Raw genomic sequence first — 12981 nt, 5'->3', positions numbered from 1 at the left:
TCCTAAGAAGAGGGCGTTTATGTAACGACGATCCTCCCCTTATCTTCCAGATCATAAATGACCTGTAGGATTTAGCACCTTTCAAGGCTAGAAATCTAGCTTGATGGTTGCCGGGCATCACAGGGCCTATTCCCTCCGCCACTCTTGATAAGAGTTATTTAAATTTAATGACAATTATATATCTAAAAATGTTCATCCGTCAACAGTTATTTGAAAAAATATTTAAATTTAGTTTAAGTTTAATTTGAAAGCAATCTAGATTATCGATAAACTGGAGCAAATAAGTCTGATAAGAGGTGTTCCAATATGCGAATGTTTTTAGTAATGTCTTGTCTGTTTTTCCTATTAGTTGGATGTTCTGAAAAACATAAAGTGAAAACCCCGACTCCTAATGAACAACGCAAGGTGGTTGCTCAAAATCTAGACGAACCCTGGGAAATACAACTTGCAAATGGTACGTTTTATATCAGTGAGCGAACTGGGGCAATTGTAACTGTAAAAAATGGAGAGCAATCGAAGAAAACCGTTAGCTTTGAAAAGAATATATCAAATCAGCCTGAAGCTGGTTTATTAGGCATTGCTATGCCAGCGAATTTTACAAAAACAAAAGAGGCTTTTGCTTATTATTCATACCAAGAAAATGGGGAATATTATCAACGTGTCATTAAAATGAAAGAAGCTTCGAACAATTGGAAGGAGATAGAAGTATTGCTAGATAAGATTCCAGGTGGGAAATTTCATCAAGGTGGCAGAATCGCGATTGGACCAGATGACAAGGTATATATTACAACTGGTGATGCCACTGTAGAAAGTAATGCTCAAGTCCTGGACAGCCTGTCTGGTAAAATTTTGCGAATGAACTTAGATGGATCTATTCCGAAAGATAATCCGTTTGAAAATTCCTATGTATATACGTATGGTCATCGTAATCCACAAGGACTTGCCTGGGATGAAGAAGGGGCGTTGTATGCAATGGAACATGGATCAAATGCTCATGATGAAATTAACCGAATTCAAAAAGGTAATAATTATGGATGGCCAATAATTCGTGGTGATCAATCAAGGGAAGGGATGATTGAGCCAGTTGTTCATTCAGGAGAATCAACATGGGCTCCCTCAGGTATGGCATATATAGATGGGGAATTTTATTTCGCTTCTTTACGCGGAGAAGGTGTACGTGAATTTGATCCTTTCAGTAATGAAGTGAAACTATTAATAGATAATCTGGGTCGTGTCCGTGACGTACTGGCTACAGAAAAAGGGTTGTATGTTATAACAAATAACACGGACGGACGTGGCGACCCTGCTGAAAATGATGACCGTTTAATCTTTATACAGCAATGAACATAGAAGAGGCTGTTCACTAGCAGTCTCTTTTTGCATTTAATAATAATTGATTTTGCCATTCTAAGATAAATCCCCTAATCCAAAAATTATTGTAAGCAGTAGTGAATGTTTTCAAAATAAATGGTTAAATTAAACAGTTGAATGTAAGCCCTTGCATTACATGTATATACAAGTTATACTATTTCAGTAAACATGTATATACAAGTTTAAAAGAGAAATAGAAATGAGGGAGCACTTACTATGAGTAACAATGAAATCATATATGCACCGCTTAGTGGTGAAATTAAGCAGCTTAATGCTGTTCCAGACCCAACATTTTCTGAAAAGATGATGGGTGATGGATTAGCAATAGAACCAAGTGACGGAAAAGTTGTAGCACCATTTGATGGTAAAGTTGTACAGATATTCCCAACTAAACATGCGGTAGGTCTTGAAAGCAAATCAGGTATTGAGGTTTTAATTCACATCGGTTTGGAAACGGTTTCTCTTGATGGAGAAGGTTTCGAAGCGCATGTAAAACAAGGCGATCAGGTTAAAACTGGAGACCCACTCGTAACTTTTGATTTAAATTTTATTAGAGAAAAAGCGAAAAGCACAATAACACCAGTAATTATGACAAATGGTGAAGCGCTTGAAATGCTTGATAAGACTGAGGACAATGTGGTGGAAGCAGGTAAATCAGTATTATTTCACACCGCACTGAAACGTAAAACCAAGAGCATCAAGGAAACTGGCTATGCAAAGGAAGCGCAGGATATTGTAGCTTCACTTGGTGGGGAAGATAACATAAATGTGGCAACACATTGCGTCACTCGTCTTCGTTTCGCATTAGTTGACCAGGATAAAGTAGATAATGAGGCATTAGAAAATCTTGATATTGTTAAAGGATCTTTCTTGTCAAGTGGTCAGTTCCAGGTCGTAATTGGTCAGGGTACAGTTGATAAGGTATATGCAGCAATACTTAAAGAAACAGGTATAGAGGAAGCAAGTAAAGATGAAGTGAAAGCAGCCAGTGCACAAAAACAAAACCCACTCCAACGTGGAATTAAAACGTTAGCGGATATATTCATTCCTATTCTTCCGGCTATCGTAACGGCTGGTTTATTACTTGGTATCAATAATATTTTAGTAGGAAAGGGAATATTTAGTGAGACACAGTCACTAATTGAAATGTACCCTGAATGGGCTGGTATTGCGAGCATGATTAATATTATCGCAAATACAGCATTCACATTCCTGCCAGCGTTGATTGGTTGGGCAGCAGTGAAGCGATTTGGTGGAAGTCCAATCCTAGGTATTGTACTCGGATTAATCATGGTACACCCCGATTTGTTAAACGCTTATGCATATGGTGACGCATTGAAAGCGGGAACTATTCCTACATGGAACTTATTCGGATTCGAAATTGATAAAATTGGTTACCAAGGTCAAGTTCTTCCAGTATTATTTGCTTCCTACGTATTAGCAAAAATTGAAATCTATTTGAGGAAAAAAGTAATGGATTCGTTACAATTGTTAATCGTGCCACCAATTGCATTACTTGTAACAGGGTTCTTGACCTTTATCTTAATTGGTCCAGTTATGTTTGCAGTAGGAAACTTTATTACGGATGGTATTGTTAATATATTCGATGCATTTCCTATTATCGGTGGACTATTATATGGAGCAATCTATGCACCACTTGTAATAACCGGTATGCACCATACATTATTAGCAGTAGACATTCAATTAATTGGTTCAACGGGAACCACATTCTTGTGGCCGATATTGGCACTTTCCAACATAGCGCAAGGTGCAGCAGTATTTGCAATTTGGGCAGCTGCTAAAAATGAAAAACTAAAAGGACTCTCGTTAACATCTGGAATTTCGGCGTGGCTTGGAATTACAGAACCCGCAATGTTCGGAGTGAATTTACGCTATAAATATCCGTTTATAGCTGCAGTAATCGGTTCTTCCCTGGCTGGTGCAATTATTATGATGCAAGGTGTAACCGCTCATTCAATTGGAATTGGCGGTGTTCCGGCTCCCCTTTCTATTGAGAGTGGATTGACAGCTTTCTGGATCGGAATGGCTATTGTAATAGTTATACCATTTTTGATTACGTATCTTATCGCTATACGTAAACTAAACAAATAAATCAATCAACGAGGTGTTTTCTTATGACAGAACCATGGTGGAAAAAAGCAGTTGTCTATCAAATTTATCCGAAAAGCTTTCAGGATACCACCGGAAATGGTGTAGGTGATATTCAGGGGATAATCAAACGACTTGATTATTTACAAAAGCTTGGGGTTGACGTTATTTGGTTAACGCCGGTTTACCAGTCACCACAGAAGGATAACGGTTATGACATCAGCGATTATTTTTCAATCGACAAGATGTATGGAACGGTGGATGACTTTGATCGATTGCTTCATGAGACGCATCAGCGTGGAATGAAGTTGATTATGGACTTAGTAATAAATCATACATCCACTGAAAATACGTGGTTTGTTGAATCTGCTAAATCAAAGGATAATCCGTATCGTGACTTTTATATCTGGAAAGATGCTGAGGGTGGTGAAGCGCCATCCAACTGGCAATCGAAATTTGGCGGATCAGCATGGCAATATGATGAAAATACGAATCAATATTATTTGCATCTGTTCGATCGGACACAAGCCGATTTAAATTGGGAGAACGAAGCGGTCCGTAAAAAGTTATATGACATGATGCACTATTGGGCGGAGAAAGGTATTGATGGATTTCGTTTAGATGTGATCAACCTTATCTCAAAAGATCAACGGTTCCCGGATGATTATGAAGGTGATGGACGGAAATTTTATACGGATGGTCCAAAAATTCATGACTATTTAAACGAAATGAATCAGGCTGTTTTCTCCAAGCATGACATGATGACGGTTGGAGAAATGTCATCAACTACGATTGAAAATTGCATCCAGTATACAAATCCTGAACGCAATGAACTGGATATGACCTTTCAGTTTCATCACTTGAAAGTGGATTATCCGAATGGAGAGAAATGGGCAACGTCTCCGTTCGATTTTCAGGCTTTGAAGCAAATATTATCCAACTGGCAGGTGGGGATTCATAAAGGTGGTGGCTGGAATGCATTATTCTGGTGTAATCATGATCAGCCCCGTGCCGTATCAAGATTTGGTAACGAAAACAAATACCGTGTAGAGTCAGCTAAAATGCTGGCAACCACGATTCATTTGATGCAGGGTACTCCGTATATCTATCAGGGTGAAGAAATTGGGATGACTAATCCTAAATTTTCAAGCATAAATGATTACCGTGATGTAGAGTCATTAAATGCGTATGAGTCATTAAAACAACAAGGTAAATCAGAGGATGAAATCATTGCTATTCTGCAACAAAAGTCACGCGATAATGCACGTACTCCTATGCAATGGTCGACTAGTGATCATGCGGGATTTACGAAAGGCACACCTTGGATTTCTGTAGCCAAAAATTATCCTGAGATTAATGCGGTGCAAGCCTTGCAGGATGAGAATTCTATTTTTTATCATTACCAAAAACTAATTGAACTTAGGAAAAAACAAGATGTAATCACATATGGCGATTATCAACTACTAATGGAAGATCATCCACAGGTGTTTGCATATACACGCAACTGGCACGGTAAAACATTGTGTGTTGTAAATAATTTTTATGAAAAAGAGGTAACAATTGAACTGCCTTATCCAGACGGAAATGTGTTACTATCTAATTATCAGGATTCGGATACGTGCCTCCAAGAACAAGAACTTACGTTAAGGCCATATGAATCGATTGTCTATGATATAAACTAATGGGGAATGAGTATGCAGAAAAAATACTTTACTATCTATCAGGATTTAGTTTTAAAAATACAAGATAATTACTGGCCAAAACAAACGATGCTACCATCAGAAAATGAACTTACCGAGATGTTTATGACATCAAGAGAAACCATTCGAAAGGCATTGAATTTATTGGCGCAAAATGGCTATATTCAAAAGATAAGAGGTAAAGGCTCTGTTGTAATTGATATCAATAAATTTGATTTCCCTGTCTCAGGGATAGTAAGCTTCAGCGAGTTAGCGAATAAATTAAATCTGGAGACTCAGACGATTGTGAATGAGCTGATTCTGTCTGAAGCAGATCAACGTCTTCAAAACACGTTACATCTAAACCCAATGGACAAAGTTTGGAAGGTAATACGATCGAGAGAAATTGATGGAGAAAAGGTTATTTTAGATAAAGATTTTCTGGATGAAAAAGTTGTACCGACACTTACAAAGGAAATTTGCGGGGAATCCATCTATCGTTATTTAGAAAATGAATTAGGATTGACAATTAGTTTTGCTAGAAAAGAAATTGTTGTTGAGGAACCAACTGAAGAAGATAGACGATTCTTAGATCTTGAGGGTTATTCAAACGTTGTTGTGATAAAGAGCTTGGTCTATTTAGATGATGCAAGTTTGTTTCAATATACGGAATCAAGACATCGACCTGACAAATTCCGTTTTGTGGACTTTGCTCGTCGGATCAAGGAATAACTCCTATTAATAAATAAGTAAACAAAAGCTGTATGCACCAATTTGGTCATACAGCTTTTATAACTAAATTTAATTATGATTTTTTTGTTTCTTCTCATTTGGAATATACTTAGTAAAATAAACCGCAAAAATTAAACTAACAAACGATAATCCCCATGATAGGATTCCATTCCAGCGGAAGTTGATTTGTAAACCAACAAATAAAATAATACCACTAAGTACAATAAACAAGGTTGTTAAATAACGCTTCATTCCTAACACCTCGAGTAATATGGTATAAACAGTATCCTTCTATGTTTAGCTGCAGCGGCCACTGTCCGAGGTTACTGAAAAAGTGGTGGATTTTTAAAATGTAACTTTTCACCTTAACTTAGCATCTCGAATATACGGAGACTCCTGCGGGAAGTAAGAGATCGGCGAGACCCCGCAGGACGGCAGTCCGAGGAGACTCGACACTCGCCCGCGGAAAGCGCAGTATATTCAAAGATGCGATGGTAGATCCACATATTTTGTACTATATTTAACTTTTTCAGCGGCCTTCCACTATCCTTCCTGTGGGCACTTATACTTATCTTATTTATATCATAGATATAGAAGAATTAGAATGCAAAATAAAAAGTTTTAACAATACCGTAATGTTATTAGTTTCCTGCAACGTCCCTTTTTGTGAAAAACAGCCATGTAATAGCAAGAAAAGCTACATAGTATACAAGTAATACTATGATCGAAAAGCCTAATGTCATACCTTCAATAAAAGGGGTTCCAGTTACATATTGACTTAAATCAGTGTTAGCGAACAGGATATATTTTGACCATGCCTTATCCGCAAAGTACCCTACAATGGAAGTACCTGCAAACATAAGGAAAATTGCTGTTCCGATTGCGAGTGCACTTTGACGGAAAATAGCGGATATCATGAAGGCAAAGGTTGCCATCATTAATAATGTAACTAGTTGAAGTCCATATCCTGCAATAATTTGTTTGATAACAGAAACCTGTTCATAAGAATCACCTTGATTTGTGACAATCTGTGGATCGAAGCTATTAATGCCGAAGAATATTGTTCCCACTATAAAAGATAATACTAATACGAATAGTAATGTCCATAATGCGAATAACAATACGGAAATATATTTAGATAGTAAGATTTTCGTCCGTGATATTGGGCGAATTAATAAAAGTTTGATAGTACCCCATTTAAACTCATTGGCAATAATACCCGCAGCAACAATGATTGTAAATAATGTTACTAATGATAATAGGAATTCATTTTCTGAAACGAACTGCCAAGCGTCATATCCAACCGGCATAATGTCCTGCTCCAGATGGTAATTGTTCTTTTCTATAAGAGATGAGTTATAACTAGCCATCATCTCTTCCTTTTTTATGTCCTCTGCATATTGTTGATTCTCTTCTTCAAGCGTTTGACGCCATGTGTCTTCATCATAAGTTGTTAAAGTTCCTTCGTAAAAGTTTGTCATAAAACCGATTCCCACTATAATCAGGGCTAATATAATATACATCGACCACGTAGACTTTCGTATATATGTTTTAATTTGTTCATTTATCAAAAGCTGAAAGAAGTTACTCAATTGTATTCTCTCCAATCAAATCAAAAAATTTATCTTCTAATGTAGTTTTGGATACACCAACTTGATAGATTGACAGTTGGTTTTCAACAAGCGTTTGAATGTATAATGGTATATTCTTTTTATCGCTCTGGAATGTAATGGCATCCCCGGCAATGGTTCCATCTATATCGTGATGTGTTTTTAGTAGTTCTTGGGCTTTACTTAATGGCTCTACCTCTATCTGAATTTGGTGAGATTGGGTTTCTCCAGATGCATCCTGTAAATGCTGTGTAGATATTAGTTCGCCATTTTTAATAATTCCGATACGATCACACATTTGCTCCACCTCTGCAAGCATGTGGCTAGAAATAATAACGGCAACATTTTCAGCTTGTGCTAGATTTCGTATGTATTTACGAATTTCCCGTATCCCTGCAGGATCAAGTCCATTAGTAGGTTCATCTAGGATTAACACAGATGGTTTATGTAATAACGCTTGAGCTATTCCTAAACGTTGGCGCATTCCAAGTGAATATTTTCCGGCCCTTTCTTTGATTGGCTTTTCTAACCCTACTAATTTAACAACCTCATCTATACGATCCTTTGTTACACCAGGGATCATTCGAGCATAATGTTGAAGGTTTTGCCATCCACTCATGAATGGATACATTTCTGGATTTTCAACAATTGCTCCCACTTCCCTAATTGCTGCCTTATGATCTGTTTTAATACTATTTCCTAAAATCTGAATGTCGCCTTCTGTTATGTTCATCAAACCAACCATCATTCGGATAGTTGTTGTTTTACCTGCCCCGTTTGGCCCGATAAACCCAAAAACTTCTCCTTTATTAATGGTAAATGTAAGACCTTTAATGATTTCTTTCTTGCCAATTGTTTTTTTGACATCCGTCAGTTGCATTGCTGGTTCTGTCATTCCTATGACCTCCTTTATCTCTCTATCCGTTTGTATTACGAAAACTGTATAAAAATGTTTCAGTTATTTATTATTTTCCCATATTGTTTAAGATGCAGGAAGTCATTTCACAAAATAAGCCCCTTTCATTTTTGTAAGAAAGGGGCTTTATATCTCCAAGTATTAGTATTAATTATCCTGTTTCGCTTGTTTCACTCTTGGCTTTCGATAGCCTCCAGCCATATCAGCATGCTTGAATTCCTTTGTATAGGAGACTTCTTGTGCATCTGAAAGCTGTTTGTTTCTTGTTGGCTGATACTGTTGCGTACTACGCATTAGAATCGATCCTTTCTACTACAATAAATTTTCATGCAACAAATCACTTTCCCGCTATGTATAGATTAAAACATGGAATTCTAATATTTTTACCATTAATAAGTGGAAAAGTGATCCATTGGTTATTTTCAACCGTATACTATATAGAAGCTTCATTTCAAATGAAAGCTTTACATCTCTCCATTTGGGGTAATTATGATATGATAAGTCTATATATCTTTTCAAAAGGAGAATGTTATGCGGGAGCAAGATATTGAACTATTCAATCGAACACAAGCACAAGATGAACAAGCGCTCGAACAGTTATATGATCGCTATGAAAAGCTGTTATTTTCTTTCTCGTTTCGCATGACCAAGAATAAATTTCTTGCCGAAGAAGTTGTGCAAGATGTTTTTACAAAAATTTGGTCAAAACAACGAAACTTTGATGAATCAAAGGGCAAGTTTTCTTCTTGGTTATTAACCGTTACGCGTAATGCAACGATTGATATGTTAAGAAAACAGAAGGAAACACCATATGAAATAGATGAACGGGATGCACTTCATGATTCAACTCCTTCTACTGAAGAACAGGTAGAATGGAAAGAACGTAGCGAAGAGGTTCGCGTGGCAGTTAAACAATTAACAGGTGAACAACAGGAAATAATCGAGTTGTTTTATTTCAAAGGGTTATCACAGTCTAAAATAGCTGAAACATGTGATATACCATTAGGTACAGTAAAAGGGAGAGTGCGTTTAGCATTGAAGCATTTACGCGGTATAGTGTCTCCTACGAATGAAAGGGGGGTTCAGGATGATGTCTAATACCTGTGATTTGTTGCTTGATTATTTTAATAACCAACTAACAAACGAACAAAAAGAAGAATTCGAATTACATCTGTTAGCGTGTGATGAATGTCAAGAAGAGCTTGAAGAGCTACAACAATTAACGGAAGACCTTCCATATAGCAGTGAAGCTATAGACCCGCCTAGTGGTATGAAGGAACGTGTACTATCTAGTATAGTGAATGGCACAAATATTTCTGAGACTGAAACTGAACCAGAAGTGGAACAAATGGAAAGTAGAAAGGTGACTTCTATAAAAAGCAGGAAGGAACCACGAAAGAAGAAAAAAGGATGGTATAAACCATTAATTGCAGCTGTTTTAACGCTATCATTAGTAGGAAATGGGGCAGCGCTAATTTATCTGTCTGACGAACCAGAGGCAACAAAACCTACTAAGGAACCGGAAGAAACTTCACTTGATACCATTCAAAAAACGCTATCATTAAGTCCTTCTGAAGGAATAGGTGCAGAAGCAACTGCAATGATGATCGAACAAAACAGTAAAACGAACTTGGTTATTCAAGCAAGTGATCTTCCACCACTTGAAGGTGAAGAAACGTACCAGGTATGGGTACTTGAAGATGGGAAGCCATATCGCGCAGGTACATTTGTCTCAAATGAAGAAGGTAATGGTGCTGTATCCTATATTATGAATTATGAAGGTGAACACAAGTGGGATACGGTCGCAATCACAAAAGAACCAAATGCAGATAGCCAAACACCACAAGGTGATATTTTATTAAGCTCACCGATTTCATAAGAAAAGCACAGGAATTTCAGCTAGACAAAAATAGAAACTGGTATGCATGATCATGCATACCAGTTTTTTTAATAGAAATTATTAAAAGTATTAAAAAATTGTTCTTTCTAAAAACGTTGGTGTGTAGGCCTTTAACACGGTTTCGAACTCTCTTAAAAGAGATACTATCAAAACTTTCCCTGAGAAAAAGTGATCCAAATAGAAATCATCTTCGTTAGCTTAGTAGAATCACATAATAAAAAAACTAAAAGGAGATGTTATTAAGATGAATTGGAAAAAAGCATTAGTAGTAGCACCAATGAGTGCGGCATTGTTATTCTCAGCAAACGGAGGTTTAGTTAGCGCAGAAACAGCAGAGAAACCGACAGTAACGAACGCAGCGGTTGATCTTAGAGCAACACTAGGTTCATTGTTATCTGAACACGGTAACTTGGCAATCATTACAATGCGTAAAGGAATCGAAGGAGCAGAAGATTTCGAAGCTGCAGCAGCTCAACTTGGTGAAAATACACAAGCATTATCTGATGCTATAGCTTCTGTATATGGCGAAAAAGCAGGTCAAGGATTTCATGATATGTGGAGTGCACACATTGGCTACTTTGTAGACTATGTAAATGGAACTGCAGCTGAAGATGAAGCAGCAAAAGAAGCAGCACTAGAAGAACTGTCTCAGTATCGTAAAGACTTCTCAGCATTTCTTGAAACAGCAACTGAAGGTCGTGTTGAAGCAGATGCTCTAGCAGAAGGATTACAAACACACGTTAATCAATTAGTTTCAGCATTTGATTCTTATGTTGCTGGAGATTATAAAACAGCATTCAGCAAACAAGCAGATGCAAGATCACACTTGTTTATGACAGCGAAGGGTCTTTCAAGTGCAATTACAGCTCAATTCCCAGAGAAATTTAATAATCAAATGGCTGTTACACCAGCAGCAGATCTTCGTTTAGCATTAAATGATATTCTTTCAGGACACGTAGCATTCGCTGTAACAGCTATGCAAAACGGAATTGAAGGCGAAGAATCAGCAGAAATCTTTGCAGCAAACGCAGCACAATTATCTGCAAATACAGATAAACTTTCTGCAGCAATCGGCTCTGTATATGGCGATGAAGCAGCAGCTAAATTTAAAGAAATGTGGGCTGGACACATTGGTTACTTTGTAGACTATGTAAAAGCAACTGCAGCTGAAGACGAAGAAGCTAAGCAAGCAGCACTTGATGAATTAGAACAGTATCGTGCAGACTTCTCAGCATTCATGGAAACAGCTACAGATGGTAATGCTCCTGCAGATGTAGTATCAGAAGAATTACAAGATCATGTTAATCAACTAATTGGTTCATTTGATGCTTATGCAGCTGGAAACTATGAAGAAGCTTATAACCAATTTCATGAAGCATATGCTTATGCAAATGACATTTCAAAATCACTATCTGGTGCTATTGTAACTCAATTCCCTGATAAGTTTGCTGCTGAAATGCCATCTGAAATGCCAGAAACTGGCTTCGCACCAGCAAATAATAACGACATGATGATGTTATGGATCTTAGGTGCAAGTGCATTTGCTTTAGCAGCAATTGTAGCAATCCGTAAGTATCAAACATCAGAAAATAAATAATAATAAAAGTGTCTGGAAAAGGTAGGGGGTCAGTGTGATGCGGAAGATAATGAGTTTACTAGTCTTAACAGTATTAGTTGGTTGTGGTCAGATGCAGAGCACTGACTCAACCCAACCTGAACCAAAAGATACACAAGAAACTGCTACTGAAAAACAAACGATAGAACAACCAGATAGGGAAACAAAAGATGCTAGCGTTAAAGAAGAGTCTAACAAAGTAAAAGAAGAGACTTTTTATTCAGATGCTTTCGATGAACCTGCAAAAGGCTTAGTCCCTGCTACGATTAAGATAGAGAGTATTGGAGTGGAAGCTCCGGTAGAACATGTTGGCTTACAAGCAAGTGGTAAGATGGATGTTCCGGAAGATTATCGTAATGCAGGTTGGTATAAATCGGGTGCTAAACCTGGTGAACAAGGAAGTGCAGTTCTTGCAGGTCATGTAAATGATCCAAAGGGTAAAGGTATATTTTGGGACCTGAATGAGCTTGAAGCTGGTGATGAAGTAAAAATATCCGATGAAAATGGAGACACACTAGTTTTTAAAGTTGTTGGTAAAAAAGCCTACGATCTTGGTGAAGCTCCTATTGAACAAATATTTGGGTATACCCCAAGAAGGATGCTTAATTTAATTACATGTACTGGTGATTATATTCAAGACATTGGTACTCACAATCAACGCTTGGTTGTCTATACTGAATTAGTAGATAAAAAATAGTAATAGGTTTATATAAAACTGGTCTGACACGACATGAACCGTGTAAGGCCAGTTTTTTAATGGTGTTAATTAAAGGAATGATTGAAGCTTGATATGTGGGAACGAGTGTTGATATTGAAAAAAGGTTGATACCCCAGCGGCAACCGCTGACTTTAATGCTTAATTATTTCAGATTATGAAATAATTAAGCATTAAATCGGTCACACTTTAAATATACTTAAAACTTCTTTATCGTTAAACATGTAAAAGGTATACTGAAAGCACAGGGATGAAAGCGATGCGTGAAGCTGTTATTGTTGATAGTTGAGAATATTAAATTGGAAGCAACAATCAGATCAATTGTTCTAAATGA

General features: G+C 37.2%; 12 protein-coding genes and 1 riboswitch. Of the genes, 8 read left to right on the top strand and 4 right to left on the bottom strand.

The genetic code is table 11. The features are described 5' to 3' along the window. Window positions 1-36 precede the first annotated feature (36 nt). Window positions 37-154: riboswitch (SAM riboswitch) on the bottom strand. Window positions 155-306: 152 nt separating this feature from the next. From AC3G7N_RS10025 to treR, 4 genes are all read left to right on the top strand, one after another. Next, a complete protein-coding gene (locus AC3G7N_RS10025) occupies window positions 307-1344 on the top strand; it encodes a PQQ-dependent sugar dehydrogenase (protein ID WP_489422008.1) in 1038 nt (345 codons plus the stop codon). A gap of 243 nt (window positions 1345-1587) precedes the next feature. After that, a complete protein-coding gene (gene treP / locus AC3G7N_RS10020) occupies window positions 1588-3483 on the top strand; it encodes a PTS system trehalose-specific EIIBC component (RefSeq protein ID WP_489422007.1) in 1896 nt (631 codons plus the stop codon). Window positions 3484-3506: 23 nt separating this feature from the next. Further along, a complete protein-coding gene (treC, locus tag AC3G7N_RS10015) occupies window positions 3507-5162 on the top strand; it encodes an alpha,alpha-phosphotrehalase (RefSeq protein ID WP_489422006.1) in 1656 nt (551 codons plus the stop codon). A 12-nt stretch (window positions 5163-5174) separates the two neighbouring features. Next, window positions 5175-5891, top strand: coding sequence for a trehalose operon repressor (gene treR, locus AC3G7N_RS10010; protein WP_489422005.1), 717 nt, complete (start codon window positions 5175-5177; stop codon window positions 5889-5891). A gap of 69 nt (window positions 5892-5960) precedes the next feature. Here treR and AC3G7N_RS10005 read toward each other — a convergent pair whose 3' ends face one another. From AC3G7N_RS10005 to AC3G7N_RS09990, 4 genes are all read right to left on the bottom strand, one after another. After that, window positions 5961-6143, bottom strand: a complete 183-nt coding sequence (locus AC3G7N_RS10005; protein ID WP_489422004.1) for a hypothetical protein — start codon at window positions 6141-6143, stop codon at window positions 5961-5963. Between the two features lie 389 nt (window positions 6144-6532). Further along, the gene (locus AC3G7N_RS10000; protein WP_489422003.1) at window positions 6533-7483 is read right to left on the bottom strand and encodes an ABC transporter permease; all 951 of its coding nucleotides are present in this window, start codon (window positions 7481-7483) and stop codon (window positions 6533-6535) included. Then, the gene (locus AC3G7N_RS09995; RefSeq protein ID WP_489422002.1) at window positions 7476-8396 is read right to left on the bottom strand and encodes an ABC transporter ATP-binding protein; all 921 of its coding nucleotides are present in this window, start codon (window positions 8394-8396) and stop codon (window positions 7476-7478) included. The genes AC3G7N_RS10000 and AC3G7N_RS09995 overlap by 8 nt, the downstream gene beginning before the upstream one ends. Window positions 8397-8564: 168 nt before the next feature. Then, window positions 8565-8711, bottom strand: a complete 147-nt coding sequence (locus AC3G7N_RS09990) for a YfhE family protein (RefSeq protein ID WP_489422001.1) — start codon at window positions 8709-8711, stop codon at window positions 8565-8567. A gap of 237 nt (window positions 8712-8948) precedes the next feature. Between AC3G7N_RS09990 and AC3G7N_RS09985 the strand changes: the two genes are divergently transcribed. The 4 genes from AC3G7N_RS09985 to AC3G7N_RS09970 all read left to right on the top strand — a co-directional run bounded on the left by AC3G7N_RS09985 (window position 8949) and on the right by AC3G7N_RS09970 (window position 12629). Further along, entirely contained in the window at window positions 8949-9515 is a 567-nt protein-coding gene (locus tag AC3G7N_RS09985; RefSeq protein ID WP_489422000.1) for an RNA polymerase sigma factor, read from the top strand. Continuing rightward, window positions 9505-10296, top strand: a complete 792-nt coding sequence (locus AC3G7N_RS09980; RefSeq protein ID WP_489421999.1) for an anti-sigma factor — start codon at window positions 9505-9507, stop codon at window positions 10294-10296. Before AC3G7N_RS09985 ends, AC3G7N_RS09980 begins: the two co-directional genes overlap by 11 nt. A gap of 265 nt (window positions 10297-10561) precedes the next feature. Further along, window positions 10562-11914, top strand: a complete 1353-nt coding sequence (locus AC3G7N_RS09975) for a copper amine oxidase (RefSeq protein ID WP_489421998.1) — start codon at window positions 10562-10564, stop codon at window positions 11912-11914. Between the two features lie 37 nt (window positions 11915-11951). Then, window positions 11952-12629 (top strand): class F sortase, encoded by a 678-nt coding sequence (locus tag AC3G7N_RS09970; RefSeq protein WP_489421997.1) that lies wholly within the window; start codon window positions 11952-11954, stop codon window positions 12627-12629. Window positions 12630-12981: the final 352 nt, after the last annotated feature.

The sequence above is a fragment of the Virgibacillus carmonensis genome (genome assembly GCF_057836705.1).
Note: the sequence above shows the minus strand (reverse complement) of the source record. Positions and strands in the feature narration are given on the sequence as shown.